Below are 22,374 nucleotides of genomic sequence, written 5' to 3' on the forward strand. Positions count from 1 at the left end.
CCTATGTACACTTTTTTTAGTGAAATTAGCAGATTATTGAGCAGTCCATTTGCCGATATTGCAATCAGTTCCAAAATCGCATTTCTCGCCGCACTGTTTTTTGGGTTTGCCGGCTCTGTTGCTCCTTGTCAATTGACCGCCAATCTTGGAAGTATTACGTACTTCGGCAACAAATATATGAACGAAAGACTGGCCGGAATGGAGTTTCTTTTATACTTAATCGGGAAGATAACGGTATATTCTGTATTTGGGTTGTTGTTCTGGACTTTTGGTCAAAGAGTATCCATTGATTCGATCCCTATTTTTGTTTATGCGAGAAAATTTGTTGGCCCGCTTTTTATTTTGATGGGCTTGTATTTCATTGGAGCGATTAAGTTGAATCGTTTATCTTTCGGATTCAGGCTTTCTGCTTACGTTCAAAAATTATCACAACGAGCTGGGAGTAAAGGCGGAGCTTTCTTGATGGGGGCAGCGTTTTCGCTTGGGTTCTGTCCTACGATGGTATTGCTATTTTTCGGTTGGATGATGCCGGTAGCCATGCAATCTTCTTACGGATTCATCTTACCATCTGTGTTCGCGGTCGGAACTGCGTTACCATTGCTATTATTTTTTGCGCTCGTAATTGGCTTTGGATTAGAACGAACGGCTATGAAGAAGGCCAAAAAATGGGGGAACATGATTTATAAAATTTCAGGCATCTTCTTAATCGTTCTCGGTATTAGCGATACGATTACCTATTGGGCCATATAATGTCTGTATTTAAATCGATCGTTGGTTTGTTTAAGCGCGTTAAAGTGTGTATAGTATTTTTCATTCATTCAAACTACAATATGTAGTATAATAATGATAAGATCAGTCGCTAGGGGGGTTATATGAATACTGCCGATTTAACGATAGGGATTGTATTCGGAGCCGGTTTTTTATCTTTTATTTCACCTTGTTGTCTTCCTCTATATCCATCGTACTTATCCTACATAACGGGTGTTTCCGTTAATGATTTAAAGGAAGGCAGAGGTTTATTTCAAAAGCAGGCTCTCTTGCATACGGTGTTTTTTATTCTTGGATTTTCAATCATTTTTTTCGCACTGGGATTATCTGCGGGCTTTATCGGAAATGTATTTTCTCGCAACCAAGAATTAATTAGACAATTGGGCGGTATAATGGTCGCGTTATTCGGGCTTGTCTTGCTTGGGATATTTACTCCTAAATTATTGTTAAAAGATGTCCATTTCCAGTGGAAGAATAAGCCGGTAGGATACTTGGGCTCCGTTATGGTGGGAGTTACCTATGCGGCGGGTTGGACGCCATGTGTAGGTCCTATTTTAGCGGCAGTGTTGGCTTTAGGGGTCAGTAATCCGGGGCAGGCACTGATATATACGGTTGCCTATACCCTTGGCTTTGCGATACCGTTTTTCCTAATGGCCTTTTTTATCGGAAAATTACGCTGGTTACTGAAATACTCTAACGCGCTCATGAAAGTGGGTGGAGCATTGATGGTTGTTACAGGGGTTATGCTCTATACAGATAAAATGACGGACATGACAAAATATTTCGTTAAGCTTTACGGTGGATTCACAGGATTCTAAGGAGATTGGGTGATGATGTGAGGGTCATATTATTTACGATTGGCGATTATTCCGTTCGTTCTTACGGTCTCGTTGTTGCTTTGGCGATTTTATTAGCGATGGGCGTTGGTTATTTTCTGGCTAGGGGGACTTTGTACCAGAAACATATCCCCAATATGATGATTTACGTCGTTTCTGCTGCGATTGTAAGCGCTCGAGTATGGCATGTCTTCTTTTTCCAATGGGATTACTACAGCGAACATTTATCAGAAGTACCGGCGATTTGGAACGGCGGGATCGCCATACAGGGAGCTTTGATAGGCGGGTTTGCCGCAGCTGCTATTTATTTGAGAATTCATCGTCTATCATTTTGGGAAATGGCGGACTTGGTTGCGCCAGCGATCGTATTAGGACAAGCCATTGGACGGATTGCTTGCTTTCTTAACGGAGACGCTTTTGGCTCACCAACAGGTTCGGGTTTCGGCATCGTCTATCCTGAAGGAACGGTAGCTTATGATGCTTATGGTTCTCAACCCTTATGGCCTGCTGAAGTATGGGAAGGTCAATGGGATTTGATCGTATTTGCATTCTTAATAACGATTAGAAATAAAACCATGCCTACCGGATTTAGTTTCTTAGTTTACAACATCCTTTATGCATTGGGCAGATTTATGCTCGAGTTCTTAAGGGGAGACTCTCCACGTTACGCAATGAATTGGACTGCCGGACAATGGACGAGCATCAGCGTAATTATTGTCAGCACAGCGATTATGATGATACTGGGATATCGATTGAAAAAAAACAAAAAAGGCGAGGGCGTTCCTGCTCAAGGAGGATTATTACAATAATTATGGGGAGTTCTTCGTAGCAGAAGTCGAAGTTGTTTATTCCAACTGGAAAGGAATCTATCTAAAACTAAAAATAATAACGTTACTTAGGAGATATGCGATATGACTAGAATTGTTCCATTCGTATTAATTTTATTGGCGTTATCGACGATTTATGGGGCAACGTGGGATATTCGGTCGCACGATATGGGTTTTGTCGAAACATTCTGGACACCTAGTCACGGCATTATTTACATTTCCGTCGCATTGACAGGGATCGTTGTATTGGCCGTTGTCATTCAGCAATCCATAAAAATCGGTTCCTTTTCTCCTAAACATATCCCCAATTATCGAATATAGTTTTGTTGATGATTTTTCTTTAACTGAACGATGGCAAGCTTTTAACGCGTATGTAAGTATCTTGATGTCTCCTGTCATGGTCTACTGTTTTACATTAGGCGCAAAGCGTTTAAGCAGACCGGTTGCCAGCCTGATTAGCGCGAGTTCATTCTGCATGAATCTGTGTATTTATTATTGGTGGAACTCGACGCCGAGCGGCTTCAGATTCCCGTTGATGCTATTTATCAGCGGCCTCTTGTTTGATGCTACTTATATCGTCTTTAAGAACAAGAAGCTTCGCTTCTATGCTGCTGGGATTAGCGCTGTCATCGGTTTGGAAATCGCACAGATGTTACAAAACCCGCTTAGCATAAAATGGGATGCGACTATTTTCTCCATTATCATCAGCTTCTTATTAGGACTTTTGTTCATTTCATTCTCCGAGAACAAATTGATTTTCAAAAACTATCATGTTCTGGTTATTCTCATGATATGGTTAGGGTTCTTCGTACCAGAAACCGTTATGGCTCATGGAGAAGACCTCTCGGGGAAAGTTGCTCCAGAGCTTCATCCGTCCCTAGTTCTTCTTGAATTCCTTATCATTTTCTTTTTGGGGTATTTGATTGCCACTGCCTTATCCAAAATTAACATGGTTAAACAAATTGAATAAGAATCAATGGGAAGGTACCTTTTTTAGACACTTAACGAGATAAATAGAATTTTCAGAGGTGTTCGTATTGTTGTTATGGAAGCGTCTGGAACGGCTAGTAATTAAGCCGTTTGTCATTTTCTCCATCATTTTGCTTGTCAAAATGTACTTGGTCCGATATTTCATTTGGGATGGTTCGGAACCCTGGGTACCGATTTGGGCCGGTTTACCGTCCGTTTGGGTGCTCTTTTGTTTGGTCGAATGGATATTTCCTAAGAGAAAGTTATTCGCTTGTGATTGTCGATCTACTTGTTACTGCTGTATATATCGCCGTTACGAATTTTTACAAATATTTTGGAGTCATTCCAACATATCAAGCCTTAAAACAAGTCGGACAAGTCTCGGAAGTGAAGGGCAGCGACTTTTCCTTGATGCACGCTTCGTTTCTTTTCCTTTTTACCGACATTGTTCTGTTTCTAATTGCCATTCTAACGAGCCATTCTTTTCGAAAGTGGGGGAAAGCTCGTTCCGTTCGTGAACGGGGCGTTTTTGTTTCGATAGTTTTTATTTTGTCATTCTCGCTTTCTTTCGTTGGCATTTGGTTCAACAAGAATATCATTAACGAATTAAAGCAAGCAGAAGTCATGGACATACTAAATTACCAGGTCTATGCCGCGGTTGCGAGTGCCCAGGACGTGTCCGTCGATCCTAAAGTGGTTACTCAAGAGTCCATTGACCAATTAAAACATGTGCAAACAGCCAGATTGGCAGCCCCGCAATATTGGGGCCAGGCAAAAGGAAAGAACGTTATCATCATCCAAATGGAGGCGTTCCAAAACTTTCTGATTAATATGAAGCTAGACGGACAAGAAGTGACTCCGAATTTGAATAAGCTCGTGCGAGCAACTTCCAAGCATGCCTAAGACGTTTGCCGCTAACGGTTATCAAACGGCAACGTTCCATACGAATGACGTTCTATTTTGGAACCGCAATAATTTGTATAAAGCGCTCGGTTGGCAAAAATACTATGATGACGATTTTTTCGGAGAAAGCGATATTGTAGCTTTTGGTTCTTCTGATGAAGTGCTGTATGACAAGACTGCGGCTGAGCTACTCAAGATGCAACAAAGCGGAAAACCGATCTATACGCAACTTATCTCTATGTCGGGTCATCACCCGTTTAATTTGCCGAAACGCAAGTATAATATCAAACTGCCAGAGCGCTTCGAAAACACTTTGGTCGGCAATTATATCCGCGCCGAGAACTACGCGGATAAAGCGCTGGGACAGTTTATCGAAAAACTGAAGCAAAATGGGGTATGGGATAACAGTGTTATTGTCATCTATGGCGATCATCTCGGTCTTCCCAAATATACTTTATCCTCGAAAGATAAAGATTTAATGAAAGAGATTTATGGCCGCGAATACGACGCACAGGATATGTTGAACATACCGTTAATTATTTCAGTGCCAGGCTCTTCAGCTAAAGTGTTACCGCAAGTCGGAGGACAGTCCGATCTGTTTCCGACGATAGCGAATCTTGTCGGGATCTCATTAAAAGATCATATTCATTTCGGTCAAGATTTGCTTAACGCAACTTCGAATTTTTTACCTGAACGGTATTACTTGCCTTCCGGATCTCTAATTACAGACAGTGGGATTTTCGTCCCAGGGGTCGGGTATGAGGATGGCTTATCGTATAAGCTTACGGGTGGCAGGGTAGAGGAGACAACGGCTACGAAAGAGCAATTCGACAACGCGCTTCGATTGCTTGAAATGTCGGATAGCTATGTGCAATCATTACCGGATAGATAACGAATATGTTCTGATTTTCAGGGATTAACTACTCGAGATAGTTAATAAAACTTGGAAGTTACCACATGTCACACAAACGATTTTAAAGATTTTATTGATAAATGTCTTATAACGATAAACAGAGCTTGTCAATACAGGGCAAGTTGTTCTGTTTTTTAATTGATTGAGCATATCGGCAAAATTACAACTGATTCAGATTAGAGGCTTAAATAATGAAGACTATCTATCTACAAGATGCAGCAATTACGAGTCGCAACGACGGGAAATATTGCTTATAAACTACGTACCCCGTTAACGACCATGAAGAGTTTTATGTCCGTTATGAAAGATGAATATTGTAAGGAGTAACTTTTTTTCTTAAAATTTCCGATTGCGTCGTGATATAATTGCTTATCGGTTCACAAATCGTCGTTTGAGGGGCGGCTAGTAAAGCATGGAAAATATAATTCAAGAATATAAGCAAGATGAAGAGTCGACTTACCATACTTGGTTTCTAAATAACGATGAAAGACTGAAAGCTTTTCGTTCAATTCGAAAAAGTTTAACAAAGGTCATTGTTGAGATTGAGAGTGGGACTTTTGGCAACGACTTTAAAGGTTCGAGTCTCGAAACTGTTCTTTCCGCTATTTCGGAACAGAAACAGGTGTTTGATGGTGCGGCTCATGCTTTTTATTGGAAGCCCAAATTACGTATTCCGGATATTTACGAAAATGAGTCTAATAAAAGGGCATTTGGACGTTTTTTGAAAGTGTGCATGGAAGCAATGAATGAAGAGCAGATCTTAAGCGAGATTCGAAAACTGAATGGTCTAAATATCAAAGGATTGGGTCCAGCGACGGCTAATATACTGTATTTTTTACATCCCACTTGGTTTCCGCCTTTCAATACCGCTATCGTGAAGGGCTTTAATGTTTTGTTTTCGAAAAAGAAAAAACTGGGTTCCTGGGACTCTTACCTCGAGATGCGCGAAATAATTATTGCGAAGAACAACAATCACCGTTATTCATTATCTAAAGATTTGGGTGCATTTGCTGGACTTTTATTTGAAATAGGAAGTAATCGACTTGTTTTGGAAAATAATGCATTGAACTTCCTGGAAATTGACAAGGAAAAAATACATAAAGCATTAAACAAAAGACATAAAGAAGTACAAGAAGATGAGAAAGAAGAAAGCGCCCATTCGGAAATGCAGTATTATCTGGCTAAGCTTGGCCAATCTCTCGGATATCGTGTCTGGATCGCGCGTAATGACCATAAGAGGGCTTGGGGAAATCAGCCTCTAGGAGAGTGGTCAATAAAAGATTTGAAACTGGATAAATTCCCGGAGGCCGTCTTGGACACGGTTTCATTAATCGATGTTCTTTGGCTGGATCAAGCCAACAACATTGTCAGCGGTTTTGAAGTCGAGAAGAGCACATCAATCTATTCTGGGATATTAAGATTGAATGATCTAGCCCTCTCATTAAATACGGGGAAGAATCAATTTTATTTGGTTGCTCCTGATCACAGAGAAAAGGAGATCAGAGCCCAATTACTTCGGCCGTCGTTTCAAAATTTAGAGACATTGAATATTTCTTATATCCTATTCAAAGACCTACGATGCGATTGCGATGCCATGTGCAAATTCGGAAATGATATTTCCGTGCTTCATAAAATATGTAAGACGGTGTAAAAGCGAAGGGGATGGCTAGAAGCCGTCCCCTTCGTTTTAACGTTTATTCAGGCATATTTCCAGCGTTCGGATCCGCAACAAAATCAGTCTTGAAGTCTGTATATTTTAATTCCGTTACCATGCCTGCGGACGCATGATGCAAGTCATGGCAGTGGAACATCCAATTTCCTGGGTTATCCGCTTCAAACGCGATCACGTATTCTTCTCCAGGCTTCACATTTAACGTATCTTTAATGATCGGAGATCCTTCTAATGGTTTTCCGTTTTTGCTGAGTACTTGAAAGAAGTGACCATGTAAATGCATCGGATGATCATTTGTCTTGGAGTTGTTCACGAGTCGAACTTTGACGGTATCGCCTTTTTTGACCGTCAGTGCATCCGTATCCGGGAATGTCTTGCCATTGATGGTATAAACCGTATTCCCTTCTTGCATTTCCGTGTTGAGGTCCATCGTATATTCCATTGTATACTTTTGATTCAATGTGAAGGACGTTTTACCCGCTTGACCGTAACGTGTCAGATCGACGGCCGCAAGTTTCTCTGAAGCGTTTGATTGATCTGAACCAGCGGAAGCTCCTTCGTACACAATTGTTTCTTTCATTCCCGACGCTGCTTTATTATCGCTATGATCCTCAATCAGCCATTGGCCTGGATTGTTGGCAACGAATTCGATATCATAACGTTCTCCCGGAGCGATATTGATTACATTATCTTTCAGAACACTTGGATTATTGATGGGCTGGCCATCCGTTGCTATAACTTTGAACTCGTGTCCATGCAAATGAATTTGATGAGATAAATAACCCGCGTTAATTAATCGGATCCGAACCTTATCTCCTTCTTTGACTTGCAATTGATCCACGAGAGATCCGGATTTCCCGTTGATCGTAAACAAATCATACATGCTCATATCATCTCCCATGGTCATGGAATTATTACTCATTCCATTTTCACTGGAAGGGGAATTAGAGCTATCCATGTTCATGCCGCTATGATTCATGCCGGACATACCCGAGTCTGACATGCTCTTTCCCGAGCTAACCCATTCATCCAACATTAACGTGTAATCACGATCTACTTTGTCCTCGTATTTTCCTTCCACGATAAACGAACCGTACAATCCGCGATCCAACTGATTCACACTATCTTGATGAGAGTGGTACCAGTAGGTCCCTGGAACATCCGCCTTAAACTCATACGTGAAAGTTTCACCAGGTTGCACTGCATTTTGCGTTACTCCAGGAATACCGTCCATTGCGTTTGGCAATGGAACACCATGCCAATGAATCGTAACCGGCTCCGAAAGTTCATTTTTCAAGTTAACCTTGACCGTATCCCCTTGCTTCACCCGTAGTTGCGGTCCCGGAACGGTATTATTGAATGTCCAGACAGGGAGGGTTTTACCTGGGGCGATTTCCTGATTACTCGCAACGGCAGTTAAATTAAATTCTGTCCCTGTTAATACATTAGAATTAACTGTTTTTCCTTCTGTAGTCTTTGGCGTCTCAGAGTTCCCCATACTCATTTTCGAATGATCCATGCCGCCCATCGTATCGGAACAGCCAGCTAATACAAGCGAGAAGATGCCGACTACAATTGCGATTTTTAGTTTCCAATTCAGCTTCACAACTCTTCATTCCTTTCAATTTCGAATTCATAAATCCATTGTAAAGTACAATTGTGTAGAACTTATGAGGAGAGAAAATTACTGCGCAATTCAATAATGAAAACATTCTAATTTGGATAATGAAGGAATCCGAAAAAGAAACTCGAATATTAATACTACATTCCGTAGTAATTGATGGTCGTTAGAATGAAGAAGAATTGTGTTATGATGGAGGGAAGGTGAAAGGAGGCGGAAAATGAAAGTACAACGAATGAAGTTAAACGAAGAAGGATTAAATCGATTTTTCGGGCCGCTAGAAGCTCATATCATGGAGATCGCTTGGGAGCATGAAGAGGTCAGCGTAAAGAAGGTTCAATCCTTGCTCGAAGATGAACTTTCATATACTGCAGTCATGACGGTAATGAATCGTTTGCACGAAAAAGGTCATCTTAAAAAATATACGACAGGCAAAGGTAGGAATCGACTCAGTATTTACAATCCTGTACAAAGCAAAGATGAGTTTTTGAAGGAACAGACTAGGCTCGTGACCGTAGGATTGGTGCAAGAATACGGGTCATTAGTGATGAACCATTTGGTGGATGCTTTCCAACAAGTCGATCCGAAGCTAATAGCCACTCTGGAGGCTCGACTCAATGAATGGAAGCGTGAAAACTCATGAAGCAACTAAAGCATCATTTCATATTATTCTTAATGGCATTAACAAGCGGCTTTGTTTGGTTGCAAATGATGGTGTACCTACTTCACGAGTTATACGGCTACAAACCTAATTGGGGATATTTACAATATTGCGTCGCAGCTCTGAGTGAACAGTCTTTATTACATCAAGTCGTTCTTCTTGGATTAAATATTATGATTATCTATAGTTTCGGAATGGTACTTTGGATTATTTGTAAACAATTTGTTCTTGTAAAAAAATGGAGTCTATATGTTAGTTCGAATAGAAACAAATGTTTATCCAACCAGTTAAACTCCCATTACAGCCAATTTAAACACAGAATCACTGTCATTGATCATGACTCGATTCTTGCGCATACATTCGGATTTTTCCGACCAAGAATCGTTGTCTCAGCCAAATTAATCGAACAATTCTCCGAGCGGCAATTGTTAGCGATTTTATGGCACGAATGGAGTCATTGCCGAAGTTATGATACGATGCGTATGCTATTCGTCAAAATTATGAACGATAGTTTGCCGTATATTCCAATCTTTAAGCGACTGGCACATTACATTCAGATCTGGGTGGAATTACAAGCGGATCAATATTCGGTCAGAAAAATGAATTCTTCATATGAACTGGCAAGTGTTCTTTATACATGTTCACAGCTTGGAAACCGTGTCCCCATTGGCGTCGGTTTTGCGGATCAGGCGATTAATTACCGAATTCAGCAGCTTATTGAACCCAACGGAAAGATCCGAATCCCTTTGTTAATTGCAACGCCATTTTTATCTTCATCCTTAATGGTGATCTTGTTGTCTAGTGTTTTGGTAAGCAGCTGTTCGTAGGCTGCTTACTCTTTGATAATTTAAACTACTTTATGTAGTACTTAATGAATAATTTTTTTACCAAAGGGGCCACATTCATGAAAAAGCAATTGTTGTTGTTGATCGTAGTTGCGGTTCTGGTTATATTAGCGATCATGCAACCTAACGGTTCAAATAAAGAAAAAACAGCAAAGGTCGGATTCCAGGCGCCGGAATTCGAACTTAGAGGATTTAATGATGCATCGTACTCATTATCTCAAATAAAAGGGAAACCGGTTCTCATTAACTTTTGGGCTTCATGGTGCGTACCGTGCCGGAAAGAGGCTCCCGAATTTGTGCGTCTTTATAACAAGTATAAAGATAAAGTTGAATTCTATGCTGTCAATGCAACTTCGGATGACACCATTGAAGGCGCGGTATCGTTTGTACAACAGTATCAACTGCAATTTCCTGTCCTGTTAGATGAAAAGGGCAACGTCTCCAAACTCTATAATGTGAGATCTTATCCAACCACGTATTTCGTTGATGGAAAAGGGGCTATTGTAAGCATTAACCTTGGAATCGTATCTCCCGAATCTCTAGAAAAGACTATTATCAGCACCATTGAGGCGTCGAAAGGAGATGTATCATGACTGGCGTCCTGCAATTGGGACCGTTCTTAATCCGTACGGATTGGCTTTACTATGGTTTATCCATACTATTAGGATTAGCGATCGCGAGAAAATTGATTTTGAAGAAATCGCCGGAGGATTTGCGGCATTTAGAGTCGTTCACGGGTGCTTTACTCATTGGTATTTTGCTTTGGAAAGTAAGTCCTATCTTTACAGAACCGCAAATTCTTAAAAAACCACTTACATTATTGCTTTATCCAGGTACATCACTGGGAATAACACTAGCTTATATTGGAGCGGCATTATATTTGATCTATACGGTGTGGAAGAAAAAATACAATTGGAGAGCGAGTTTGGATGTATTTACGATCGTTGTTATCTGTTCGGTACTCATATACACTTTGACGCATTGGCAGTATGGGCTTCAAACGACTTTACCATGGGGGATATCCATTTCAGATCCCGAATACCGGTATCACCCGATTAATGCGTATCAACTAATGCTAATAGCCCCGCTTATATGGTATTTGTTCAGATTACCGATTGGACAAGGGAAAATAGCTTCCAATTGGTCCCTCGGCTTCGGAGTCATTATTTTATGCCTTTCTTTACTGAAGCCTAAAATGTCTTCATGGCTCAATTTATCAACAGACCAATGGCTGGCCATCGTTTTGATAGCAATTGGATTTCTTGTCACTCACATTAATGCATTCAAATCACATGTCAACAAAAGAAGTTGTGTTAGAAAATAAGATAGGAAATCCTGATGGAGGTGGACATGCGTATTGGGATAATGTGTAAAGTTTTTTTCACTTTGAACCTCCAAATTATAACTTATTCATATACTCATGTGATTTTACCTAGTAGAACATATTACCCGTTTAGAACAATATGTAGCTCAACAAAATCAGATCTGACTAAAAAACGAGTTTGAGAAATTTCAATGATACAAAAGGGTAGCAGCCGATCAAACGGCTGCTTTTTTGCGTTATTGGCTGAAAGGTTTGAGAGACGACGTAGCTTATTAAAATAGCTATTTGTTACAAGGATATTTAAGGGATTTGAAATTGTATACATTTAGTCTTTTAATTCGTTATATTACATGAAGGGAGGTTGAAAGTGAAGAACGAGCTGATGTTGCAGCTTCTGCAGGATAAATTGAAGCATTTAGAGCGATATTTAATTCGTTTAGGGCCGAGTCGAGCGGATGCTGAAGATATCGTTCAAGACACGGTTTATAAAGGACTTCTCTATCTCGATTCGATTGTACCAGATAGATTCTCATGCTGGCTTTATCGAGTTGCACTTAATCGATATTATGATATGCTTCGAAAACGCAACCGACTCGAATGGATAATTGAGGACGACTTTGTAGAGGTTAACGAAATTCCAGAAGCAGTACTGCTAAGTAAGGAGCAGAGAGAAGAGATAGATCAAGTTATGGAATCCTTAACACCAATATATAAGTAAGCGTCAAACTCTTCCCACCTACAACATCTAATCCCGGTATGAGATCATGAAATAAACCTGAATACGGAGGGGATCTCATGAATGGCAAAGAACAACGCAGACAAGATTGGCAAGCACGCATCGCATCTTATCGGGCAAGTGGACTTACAATGAAAGCGTGGTGTACTGCAAATCAATGCTCTGTTGAACAATTGAAATATTGGCTCTACAAGTTTAAGCGTAGTACATCCCAGGTCACTCCAAAACCACTAGTTATGCTTAAATACGAAAGAGTTTTATTTATAAAACGTTCTGTTCTAGTTGTTTTGTTAGTCGTAATGATTTTAATATTTGGATGTCAGAATGACTCTGAGACGCAATCAAAAGCTAAAAGCTTAGTAACGTTGTTATTGTAAGAAAGATTAAGGGGGACGGGGAACGTTAGTTCAAAATCAAATGGAGTAGTTTGCCGTCCGGCAGCTGCTCCATTTTTATGTACGCCCAGCATGGGCGTCATCTCTACGGTGAAAGTCCGGAATGGGGGCTGGCAAGCGCCTACCATTAGCCGAGAGCAAGGGTGTCCGCCGCGAGGCGGAATCTGAAGGAAGCTGGAGGCAAACGTACGGCTTGAGGTACACGAATCCAATTTGAGGCGGATGCAGTCGGATGAGTCACCATAACATGACGAAATCCTAAGCTGCCAAAGGCTGCATCCGTAAACTTGGGCGAGCACGGCGGAAAGATGACGTTCTTATCTGGGGAGGCCTGTGAAACAAGCGAAGTCCCTTCGTAACCGTAATCGGAAGATTGCGCTGAATTTGCAGGAGTCAGCAGACGCCATAGTACGGAAGTACGGGACGCCGGAACCCGGAAGGGCTGAACTTAAAGGGGAGAAGAAACCGATGCGTTCGCACGAAGAGCAACGACAGCAGCCAACTTCATATGAAGGCTTACGGCAAATAGTAGCGGTGAAACCGCAAGGGTATGTCGGATCGCCAAGTTCTTTGTCGGCACAACTCGACCTTTCTTCTCGCGAAAGACAAGAAGACCTGCTGGAGAGAATGCTCGAAGGGAACAACCTTCGGCACGCCTTCAAGCGAGTGAAACAAAACGGAGGAGCACCCGGCATCGATGGAGTGACAGTAGCTGAGCTACAAGCGCACTTATGGGAACGCTGGGAAACCGTGAAAGCGGAACTCCAAGAGGGCACATACAGACCTGCCTGTCAAACGGGTGGAAATCCCCAAACCCGGAGGCGGAGTTCGGCTGTTAGGCATCCCAACCGTAATGGATCGATTCATCCAGCAAGCCCTTATGCAAGTAATGACACTGATCTTTGATCCGCATTTCTCGCCGTACAGCTTCGGCTTCCGACCTGGGAAGCGAGCCCATGACGCAGTCACACAAGCGCAATCCTACATACAAGAAGGATACCGCTGGGTCGTGGACATGGATTTGGAGAAGTTCTTTGACGGAGTGAACCACGACATCCTGATGGCAAGAGTGGCTAGGAAAGTTTCAGACAAGCGTGTCCTGAAGCTAATTCGAGCTTTCCTGAATGCAGGAGTAATGGTAGATGGAATGAAACACGAGACGGCAGAGGGCACACCTCAAGGAGGTCCCTTGAGCCCACTCTTGGCTAACATTCTATTAGATGATCTGGATAAGGAACTAACGGAACGTGGATTGCGTTTCGTCCGCTATGCGGATGATTGCAATATCTTCGTAAGAAGCAAACGCGCGGGAGAAGATCAAGGGCTGCTTAGTCTATCTGCACGTTATCTTGAAATTCGTTAACCTTTAGGAACCGCCGTATGCGGACCCGCATGTACGGTGGTGTGAGAGGTCAGGGGCTAGCCGCCCCTATCTACTCGATTAAGGATAGTTAAATGAGGACTAGAAAGTAGCCGAACTACTCAATGATCGGCTGCTTTCTCATACCCATACTTTTATCTTAAACCTGTGCAGTGGGACGAATTACAATCTCGTTCACAGCAATATCGGCCGGCTGCTCGATTACAAATGCAATAGCTCGAGCAACAGCATCCGGCGGCATCGCCAACTCGTCTCGAATATTGGCTAGCCGATCCCTCATTTCCTTATTTGTTATACTTTCCGTGAAATTTGTTCGCACGATACCAGGCGAAATGACCGATACACGAAGTTGGTCGCCTGCCTCTTGACGCAGCCCCTCGGAGATTGCGCGAACGGTGAACTTCGTACCAGAATAGACTGACTGGTTCTGTCCTGTTTTATGTCCTGCGGTAGAAGAGGTGTTCACGATATGTCCAAATCCCTGTTTGCGAAAGACGGGCAGCGCTGCGGCGATACCGTACAGTACGCCCTTCATGTTGATGTCGATCATCACATTCCAGTCTTCGATTCGTAACTCATCAAGAGGTGAAATCGGCATAATGCCTGTATTGTTAATGAACACGTCAAGCTTGCCGTACCTTTCGGTTGCCAACCTGACAAGACTGGACAAGTCCTCACTCCGTTGTACATCTGTGCTTGCATAAATGGCTTCACCACCCCGATTTACGATAGATTCCGCCAGTGCCTCAAGACGCTCAACTCTGTGCGCTCCAAGCACGATCTTCGCTCCACGTTCGGCAAGCAGGAGAGCTGTTGCTTCGCCAATTTCACTGTTTGCACCTGTAATTATGATGACTTTGTCTTTGATTTCAGACACAAACACGTTCTTTTCATAGCTCATATCTGATTCCTTCTTCCATCCAAATTTAGATCACAATTGTCTGTCGGCCTTAAGAACTATCAATAAATCCCAGGTATACAAATCTTACGCGTTCTTTGCCTAATTCTGTTTGCCTAGTTACAATTACATGATATTACACGAATACGGATTGGTGTTAAAACATGAACCGACTCTTTCCCCCGTTGCCAATTTTGATCTATCAACAAAATTGGCTCGGTACAATTCGCTGCCAAACGTAAATTTAATGAAAGAGATTCTTTGATCACCACGTTATTTTTATTGCTCGGACTACGAGTCTCTGAACTTGTAAGTATCGATCTAAAGCATTTTAATGAAGATGAAGGTTCAATCACAATTATTGGTAAGGGGAATAAGGAAAGAAAACTCGTGCTGACTCCGAAAATTTTAAGAGCTTTGGAGGTTTATAAGCCAGCTCGGCAAATAAGTCTTCAAAAAAGGAACCGATTGGATGAACCGGCTTTATTCATCTCAGAAAAACAAGGGAAACGGTTAACAAGAAGAGCCGTTGAATTAATTATCGAGGTGATTGCAAAAGAAGCTGGTGTAAAGGCAATTTAAAGTAACGCCTCATAAGCTGCGTCATACCTGTGCAACAGTGCTATATAATGACGGTGAAGGAGCCGATCTGTTAGCAATAGCTGATTTATTAGGCCATGCAGATCCCAAAACAGCTACGATTTATACAAAAGTAAATATAGAGAAAATGCGTAAGATTGTGACATCAAATCCATTAGAATTAACGTAAATAAACAATAAACAGCAAACAGCCTAAGTAGTTGCATAAGTGGTGTGTGTTGCTATTATGTTTGTTGTCAGTTGAAATAAACTAATGCAACATACTTGGGTTGATTTATGCAACCAGATTGGGTTGAACGGACATGGGCCGGCTGCGGCGGCGGCAGTATAGAATCTACTAATCTATCAAACTTTCAACAAAATGTCCGTTTTGTAGAATGATTGTATGCGAACAAATGTTTTGGCATACTAGAAACTAGTAAGCGCAGGAGCCGGCCAGAAGCCGGTTTTAATTTTTGTATAATTCCAAGCGCTTGGAATTTATTGTTGTGATGATTAAGATACATTTCTACATGTTGTAAACCGCCAGCTAAGCTTTGGTCGCCTCTGTCGTCCGGAAGAAGTGCTGCATGTTGCCAATTACCAGCCGAAGCATTAGCAACCGCTATCGTCCGCAATCTCTCATATCGGAGCAGGAACTTGACTATTATAACATAAGTGTTATAATTTAATTTATAACGTTCTTGTTATAAATTGCATTGAAGGCGAGGCATTCTAATGTACGAAGTTGTACTGTATGAGAATGCCCGTGGAGACAATCCAATGCAAGAATTTATCTCAGAGCTTGTATCATCCAACAGCAAGTTAGACCAAACACGCCTAAAAAAACTTTACTACACCATATCTTTGTTAGAGCAGGGTGGAACCAGGTGTGGTGAAAAGTTTACCAAGCAGATTACAGGTAAACTATGGGAGTTGCGGTCTGGTAAAGATAGGGTGTTTTTCTTTATCTGGAGGGGTAATCATATTGTGTTATTACATACATTTAGAAAAGAAACCCCGAAAACACCTGTTGGTGAGATAGAACAAGCCATTAGTGAGATGAATAATTGGATTGAGCTTCACGGGGTATAATCGTGGGGGCTTAGCCCCCACCAATTCTTCTCAACAGTACCATTACTTAGACCTTAGACCCTAATTGAGCCTGCTTCAATGTCAAAAGCAATATAACCTAAACTAAATTCCTAGGAGGAATCACAATGACTATTGTAAAGGTAAAGAAAAAGCGACGACGACCTGTATTTGTATGGACTATAGGGGACAATTTGTATTATACAGACTATAAATGATTCAAATGATTTGTTAAGCTAAGAATAACTATGACTATGATGAATTGGGAATATGTAAGAAAACTTCAAGTGAAATGAAAGGTAGGACTATATAAATATGAAAAAGTGGGACGATGTCAAACGTACTATATCGTCGATCCCTGATGATGAAAAAATCGCTCTAGAGGTCACAGCCTACTTAGTTTCAAGATTAATTGAAAAACGTCATGAATTGGGATTAACACAAGAGAAAGTTGCAGAAATTACTGGGCTTAAGCAATCGGCTATTGCCAGAATCGAAAGTGCGCGAGTAATACCAAAAGTAGATACAATTCAAATACTTGCTCGTGGATTAGGTTTAAAACTTGATCTTGTCGATGAACAAGCTGCCACATCAGCTTAAAATGAAGAAAGCCTACTGAGCAAACTCAGCGGGCTTTCTTTTTATTAGAAATGAAGCAAAGCGACATCATTACAAGGAGTGTTTTTACTTTACTTTTGTTGGGTGACAAGAACATCATCTCATTAATTGCTGCTTAATTCGCAGCCTTTTTATGTTATGAGATCAAGGTCTTGTTAAAATCAAATGAAAAGTACTTAGGAAATGCCGCCTGCAGTCTACTTTTTGTATAGACTGCTGCATCAGTACTTTGCCCATGTCTTACAAGTAGTAACTTTTATATAAATGGTAAGGTTGCTGCAGCACGAATTGGGTTTTACCAACTCCATATCCAATGGTTTCCACTGATATCAAAAAGAAGCTGGACTTAATTGACCAGTTTCTTTTGTTTTTATTATAAAGTTCGAAAGCATTTTTCCTTACTATTTAAGAATTTTTCACTAGAATTAGCAGGAGGAAATTCCCACTATAACTAGTTTGTTTAATGTGTTATAAATTTAAAGTCCAAAACAAATAGAAATAAATAGGGAGCTAGAAAAATGTATCAAAAAAGGTTTACGTTTAAGATTCTATGTGTTTTCTTAAGTATTGTATTAATTGCAACAACAATTGATCAGCAAACAACGTTCGCTGCAAATTCGCAGGATCAGACATCAGTAAAAGGTGATGAGCAAAAATCTACTTCACAGAGAGAAAAAAAGAGGCAGGAATTATCAAATCTAAGGAAAGAGAAGTCAAGAACATACTTTAATGAGGATGGGACTTACACAACAGAGATCTCACAGATCCCAATCAACTATTGGGATAAGAATAGTAATTCTTGGTTACCAATAAGCACTAAGTTAAAATCGGATTCTAAAAAAGCATTTAACGATTATAATTCATTCAAAACCTCTTTGAATAAGAAGTACAGCAAGAACAGTGCACTCCTTGAAATTACAGATGAAAAATATAAGCTTTCATTAAATCCTAAAATCGATACCGTACCTAATGGTGAAGGAACAGTCTCGGAAAATTCTGTTAATTACATAGATTTTTATTCAGATGATTCTGATCTGAAATATTCTTTAGGTAATGACCGTGTTAAGGAAGAAATTATTCTAAAGAAAAAGCCTGGTAAGAATAATCTTATTTATTCGTTCTCACTGGAATTACAAGGTCTTAATTATAAACAAGAAGAAAACGGATCCATTACATTATATGACCCAGTAACAAACCAAAAGATGTACTATATTCAACAACCATATATGTATGACTCATTCATCCCAGAAGGTTATTCTCAAGCTGCAAATGTAAGTTCTTTCCCAGAAGAGGCACTCTCATATGATATTCATTATGAGGTTAAGGAAGAAAATGGTTCCCTATTTGTGGATGTAATTCCAAATCAAGATTGGCTCAATGATAATGATCGAGTTTATCCCGTTACGATTGATCCAACAATTGTTAAGTTTCAACCTAATAGCAGTCTACAAGATACTAACATTAGAAGTGCATTCCCGACACAAACCGGTCCAACTGAGAGCACTCTAGGAGTTGGTTTGTATAAAGATACGACTCAGACCAATGTTATTCGTTCATTAATTAAATTCGACGTATCGGCATTGCCAGCAGGTGCTGCTATTTTAACTGCAGATTTAAATTTATGGTTAGCGGCAGTAAGTAATAACACTGATATTGGTGTAACTTTACATGGAATGACTACGGCATGGACAGAAACAGATTCATCTTGGACAAAAGCAACAAGTACAGTTTCATGGACCAAGCAGGGCGGGGATTTTAACACATCCCAATTGTATACTCAAAACGTTTCATCCCTTACAGACTTATCTGTAAATTACAGATGGGCGCTTTCTCCGACGACAATTGAAACATGGATAAATGATTCAACAAGAAATAAAGGTTTTCTTTTAAAAAGTAACAGTGAAACAGTAAATAGTTATAAGAAATTTATCTCAAGTGACGATACAGTAAATGTTAACTATACGCCATTGTTAAGCGTTACTTATTATCCAGCTAGCAGATTGGGACTCGAAGATTATTGGACATACGATAATCATTCCCTTACGAATGGGACGAGTTATACAAATTTAGGAACCGGTAATAACGTTATTCAGTATACAGATTATTCTCTGGATGAGAAAGGGGACACCCAACTCGACTTAACTAGAACATATAATTCCAAAGCGGTAGAAACTTCTCCTTTGGGTTATGGTTGGAGTTTTACAGGTTCGGACACTGTAGTTGAAGCAACTGGAGCGGGTATCATTTTATATACAGATAGCGATGGTACCTCTCATAAATTTGACTATGACTCTACCAAAGGCTACTATGTATCACCAGCTGGTAAGTATCTCAAGATAGAGAAAATAAAGGAAGACCAAGTTATTAAAGGGTATAAAATTACCGATAAGTACGGATATATAACTTACTTTGATCAACCAAAAGCAGATCTACAAAGTAGCTATATAAAAGCCAGAATAAGTTATGAACAAGACGTACGGGGAAATAGAATAACATATAATTATGATACAAACGGAAAATTATTAAGCATCTCTGACCAGGCCAATAGAGCAATTACGTTTAGTTATGGTTCAGATGGACTGATTGACTATGCTATGTTGGACGGACGTAAAACAGATTATACTTATTCAAATGGGAAATTAATATATGTAGATCAATACTTGATCGATGGGTCATATAATCGGACGATTTATCAATATACCGGGAATTACATTAAAAATGTTATTGATCCTAAAAATAGAAAAACAACCTTTACTTATAATGGAGAGTTACTTGAAAAATTACAAGAACCATCTACGGATGACACGGGTGAGGACCTTACGACTCGACCGGGGACATCATATGATTATGATTTGACAAATCGTACTGCAACAATAACGGATCCATTAAATCATACGATCAAGTATTATATGAATGACAATTATTCTCCTACGCGTATTGTTGATGCATCTAATAATGAAACCAATATAAAGATGGATGAAAACTATAACCCTATAGAAATTACCGATGACCTGGGAACTACTATTCAAACATTCGATAGTAATGGCAACTTATTGACATCGATAGACCCTGAAAGCCATAAAAACAGTTTATTTTATGATCAATATAGTAATCTTATAAAACAAATTGATGGCGAAGATAATGTAATACAATATTTTTATGATGAAAACGGAAATCTAGATTATGTAATTGATGCAAATAACAAGAAAACAGATTATTTATTTGACGAATTCGGTAATTTATTGCAAACGGAATATCCAAATCACACAATTGAAAGTTATGATATTTCTAATAATGTAAAAACTATAAAGGATGCTGCTGGTAATATTACGACTACTACTTATGATACTATTGGCAATATAATAAGCCAAACAAATGGTAATGGATACAAAACATTGTTTGATTATGATAATCAGAATAGGCTAAAGAAGGTGACTGATTCAAAAAATAATGTATTTAACTATAATTATGACGGATCTGGGAACTTATCCGAAATTATTGATCCTGATAATAATTCAACAAAGTACTTCTATAATGGTCAAAACCAATTAACTAAAGTTACAAATGCATTCGGTCAATCAATCATTAATCAGTATGATGCTAAGGGTAACTTATCCGGAATCGTTACTGCCAATGGAAATATTATTTCCAATAGTTATGACGAGTTAGATCAACTAAAGGAAACTAAAATTAACAACATCCTTAAATGGAACTTTAACTTTGATGCGAATGGTAACTTAAGATCGGTAATGACAGATGGAGCACTATCTAAGGTACTTGATTACTATAAAAATGGCTCGGTAAAAACTTCAACAGATAGAGGACAAGTATTTAATTATACTTACACAAATGTTGATTATTTAGATACTTTAAGCTATGTGATTGGTACTAAAACTACTACAATTAATTATGACTATTCTAATAATAATAATGTATCAAAGATTTCTAATAATGGGTCACTATTTGCTCAGTTTGAGTATAACGATCTTGATTCAATTAGTAAAATAAATCGGTTAAATGGAACTAGTACTGAGATTTCATATGGTAGTGGTAATCAAATTGAGAACTATGCTGATATGAAATTGGACGGGACGCCAATTAATAATTTTGTATATAAATATGATTCTAATATGAATATTACTCAAATTGAATCAGCTGCGAGTGGTAAAAGCTCCTATACGTACGATGAGTTAAATCAACTTAAGAGCGAGACCTTAGAAGACGGGACCATTACAACATATGATTACGATAAAAGAGGTAATAGGCTCTCAAAAACAGTTAATAATGGACAAGACGACTCAAGGGTAACAAATTATTTCTATAATGATTTGAACCAACTAACTAAAGTTGGTGATACTGAATTTACTTATGATAATGATGGTAACCTTAAAAACGATGGAGTTAGAAGTTATTATTATAATGAGTTAGATCAGTTAATAGAAATAAAAGATGCAAATGGTCAATCCATTTTTAAAGCACAGTATGATGAATCAGGTAAACGTGTCAGAACGGAAAGTAATAATGAAGTAGTTAATTATTTTTATGATGGGGAAAATGTTGTTCTTGAAACTGATGCCAACAATAATGTTATTAGAGAGTATACTTGGGATATGGCTCGAAGGCCAGTGACTATGAGTATGGATGGAATAACATATTTCTACCATCTTAATGCTCATGGTGATGTCGTATCAATGACTGATATGGCCGGAAATATTGTTGCATCCTACACTTATGATGCGTGGGGTAATCTATTGAGTAGTAATGGGGTTATTGCAAATAGTAATCCTTACAGGTATGCTAGTTATCGTTTCGATAACAATACAAACCTCTATTATCTAACTACAAGATACTATGATGCAAATAATGGAAGGTTTATCACTAAAGATACTTTCCAAGGATTACTTGATGATCCATTGAGTTTGAACTTGTATTCTTATACTAAGAATAATCCAATTAACAGTATTGATCCTGATGGACATTTATCATTTGCTTATAGGTATGATGTAGGATGGGGAACCTATGCTGCTTTTAGAATTGGTCTTTCATATGTCAGAGTGTCAGCAGTACTTACGGTAGGTGGTGTAATTCTTCAAGTTGGCAAAGCATATGTAGGGTCTATTTTTTCAGTAGTGGATTCATTAATAAATAAAACAATGAGAGGAGCTTCTAGGTATTTAGGAAAAGCCTGGATCTTTATACATCAACAAATTACTAATTATTTAATTAAAATTTTAGGTAAACAAACCATGGGAACACTTCATGGTATCCTTTATAGAAAAATTTTTGGATTTACTAAAACATTCTACTTTTAGAGTTTGATATAAGATGGAGGGAGT

General features: G+C 39.4%; 21 protein-coding genes and 1 pseudogene. 20 read left to right on the forward strand and 2 right to left on the reverse strand.

What is annotated here, in order from left to right; all coding sequences use genetic code 11:
* Nucleotides 1-3 precede the first annotated feature (3 nt).
* The 8 genes from WFK81_RS20760 to WFK81_RS20795 all read left to right on the forward strand — a co-directional run bounded on the left by WFK81_RS20760 (nt 4) and on the right by WFK81_RS20795 (nt 6,867).
* Complete coding sequence (locus tag WFK81_RS20760) at nt 4-750, forward strand: urease accessory protein UreH domain-containing protein (RefSeq protein ID WP_336788290.1); 747 nt, start codon at nt 4-6, stop codon at nt 748-750.
* Between the two features lie 122 nt (nt 751-872).
* Nucleotides 873-1,586, forward strand: coding sequence for a cytochrome c biogenesis CcdA family protein (locus WFK81_RS20765; protein ID WP_336788291.1), 714 nt, complete (start codon nt 873-875; stop codon nt 1,584-1,586).
* A 5-nt stretch (nt 1,587-1,591) separates the two neighbouring features.
* Nucleotides 1,592-2,413, forward strand: a complete 822-nt coding sequence (lgt, locus tag WFK81_RS20770) for a prolipoprotein diacylglyceryl transferase (RefSeq protein WP_336788292.1) — start codon at nt 1,592-1,594, stop codon at nt 2,411-2,413.
* Nucleotides 2,414-2,515: 102 nt separating this feature from the next.
* A complete protein-coding gene (locus tag WFK81_RS20775; RefSeq protein ID WP_336788293.1) occupies nt 2,516-2,752 on the forward strand; it encodes a hypothetical protein in 237 nt (78 codons plus the stop codon).
* A gap of 154 nt (nt 2,753-2,906) precedes the next feature.
* A complete protein-coding gene (locus WFK81_RS20780) occupies nt 2,907-3,401 on the forward strand; it encodes a hypothetical protein (protein ID WP_336788294.1) in 495 nt (164 codons plus the stop codon).
* Nucleotides 3,402-3,673: 272 nt separating this feature from the next.
* Nucleotides 3,674-4,303 (forward strand): hypothetical protein, encoded by a 630-nt coding sequence (locus WFK81_RS20785; protein WP_336788295.1) that lies wholly within the window; start codon nt 3,674-3,676, stop codon nt 4,301-4,303.
* A complete protein-coding gene (locus tag WFK81_RS20790) occupies nt 4,296-5,195 on the forward strand; it encodes an LTA synthase family protein (RefSeq protein WP_336788296.1) in 900 nt (299 codons plus the stop codon). Before WFK81_RS20785 ends, WFK81_RS20790 begins: the two co-directional genes overlap by 8 nt.
* A 433-nt stretch (nt 5,196-5,628) precedes the next feature.
* Nucleotides 5,629-6,867, forward strand: a complete 1,239-nt coding sequence (locus tag WFK81_RS20795) for a hypothetical protein (RefSeq protein WP_336788297.1) — start codon at nt 5,629-5,631, stop codon at nt 6,865-6,867.
* Nucleotides 6,868-6,910: 43 nt separating this feature from the next.
* On the opposite strand, the gene WFK81_RS20800 is transcribed toward WFK81_RS20795, so the two are convergent.
* Nucleotides 6,911-8,494, reverse strand: coding sequence for a multicopper oxidase family protein (locus WFK81_RS20800; RefSeq protein WP_336788298.1), 1,584 nt, complete (start codon nt 8,492-8,494; stop codon nt 6,911-6,913).
* A gap of 235 nt (nt 8,495-8,729) precedes the next feature.
* Here WFK81_RS20800 and WFK81_RS20805 point away from each other — a divergent pair, with 235 nt between their 5' ends.
* The 7 genes and pseudogenes from WFK81_RS20805 to ltrA form a co-directional block, all read left to right on the forward strand.
* The gene (locus WFK81_RS20805; RefSeq protein WP_336788299.1) at nt 8,730-9,152 is read left to right on the forward strand and encodes a BlaI/MecI/CopY family transcriptional regulator; all 423 of its coding nucleotides are present in this window, start codon (nt 8,730-8,732) and stop codon (nt 9,150-9,152) included.
* Nucleotides 9,149-9,997: a M56 family metallopeptidase gene (locus WFK81_RS20810; protein ID WP_336788300.1), complete on the forward strand. Its 849-nt coding sequence runs from the start codon at nt 9,149-9,151 to the stop codon at nt 9,995-9,997. The genes WFK81_RS20805 and WFK81_RS20810 overlap by 4 nt, the downstream gene beginning before the upstream one ends.
* A gap of 77 nt (nt 9,998-10,074) precedes the next feature.
* The gene (locus WFK81_RS20815) at nt 10,075-10,608 is read left to right on the forward strand and encodes a TlpA family protein disulfide reductase (protein WP_336788301.1); all 534 of its coding nucleotides are present in this window, start codon (nt 10,075-10,077) and stop codon (nt 10,606-10,608) included.
* Complete coding sequence (locus WFK81_RS20820) at nt 10,605-11,339, forward strand: prolipoprotein diacylglyceryl transferase family protein (RefSeq protein WP_336788302.1); 735 nt, start codon at nt 10,605-10,607, stop codon at nt 11,337-11,339. Before WFK81_RS20815 ends, WFK81_RS20820 begins: the two co-directional genes overlap by 4 nt.
* 367 nt (nt 11,340-11,706) lie before the next feature.
* Nucleotides 11,707-12,057, forward strand: coding sequence for an RNA polymerase sigma factor (locus WFK81_RS20825; protein ID WP_336788303.1), 351 nt, complete (start codon nt 11,707-11,709; stop codon nt 12,055-12,057).
* A gap of 77 nt (nt 12,058-12,134) precedes the next feature.
* Nucleotides 12,135-12,452: an IS66 family insertion sequence element accessory protein TnpA gene (gene tnpA / locus WFK81_RS20830; protein ID WP_336788304.1), complete on the forward strand. Its 318-nt coding sequence runs from the start codon at nt 12,135-12,137 to the stop codon at nt 12,450-12,452.
* Nucleotides 12,453-12,938: 486 nt separating this feature from the next.
* Nucleotides 12,939-13,785 (forward strand): annotated as a pseudogene (gene ltrA, locus WFK81_RS20835) (group II intron reverse transcriptase/maturase); the annotation flags it as partial.
* A 205-nt stretch (nt 13,786-13,990) separates the two neighbouring features.
* Here the strand turns inward: ltrA and WFK81_RS20840 are convergent.
* Nucleotides 13,991-14,752 carry an SDR family oxidoreductase gene (locus tag WFK81_RS20840; RefSeq protein ID WP_336788305.1) on the reverse strand — a complete coding sequence of 254 codons (762 nt, stop codon included), beginning with the start codon at nt 14,750-14,752 and terminating at the stop codon, nt 13,991-13,993.
* A 258-nt stretch (nt 14,753-15,010) separates the two neighbouring features.
* Here WFK81_RS20840 and WFK81_RS20845 point away from each other — a divergent pair, with 258 nt between their 5' ends.
* The 5 genes from WFK81_RS20845 to WFK81_RS20860 all read left to right on the forward strand — a co-directional run bounded on the left by WFK81_RS20845 (nt 15,011) and on the right by WFK81_RS20860 (nt 22,350).
* A complete protein-coding gene (locus WFK81_RS20845) occupies nt 15,011-15,331 on the forward strand; it encodes a tyrosine-type recombinase/integrase (RefSeq protein WP_336788306.1) in 321 nt (106 codons plus the stop codon).
* A gap of 37 nt (nt 15,332-15,368) precedes the next feature.
* Complete coding sequence (locus WFK81_RS31000) at nt 15,369-15,518, forward strand: hypothetical protein (protein ID WP_442956084.1); 150 nt, start codon at nt 15,369-15,371, stop codon at nt 15,516-15,518.
* 548 nt (nt 15,519-16,066) lie between these two features.
* Nucleotides 16,067-16,423 (forward strand): type II toxin-antitoxin system RelE/ParE family toxin, encoded by a 357-nt coding sequence (locus WFK81_RS20850; RefSeq protein ID WP_336788307.1) that lies wholly within the window; start codon nt 16,067-16,069, stop codon nt 16,421-16,423.
* A 312-nt stretch (nt 16,424-16,735) separates the two neighbouring features.
* Entirely contained in the window at nt 16,736-17,020 is a 285-nt protein-coding gene (locus tag WFK81_RS20855; protein ID WP_336788308.1) for a helix-turn-helix domain-containing protein, read from the forward strand.
* A gap of 536 nt (nt 17,021-17,556) precedes the next feature.
* Nucleotides 17,557-22,350 carry a DNRLRE domain-containing protein gene (locus WFK81_RS20860; RefSeq protein ID WP_336788309.1) on the forward strand — a complete coding sequence of 1,598 codons (4,794 nt, stop codon included), beginning with the start codon at nt 17,557-17,559 and terminating at the stop codon, nt 22,348-22,350.
* The last annotated feature ends 24 nt before the right edge of the window (nt 22,351-22,374 follow it).

It is taken from the genome of Paenibacillus sp. MMO-177 (assembly GCF_037147795.1).
Taxonomy (GTDB): Bacteria; Bacillota; Bacilli; order Paenibacillales; family Paenibacillaceae; genus Pristimantibacillus.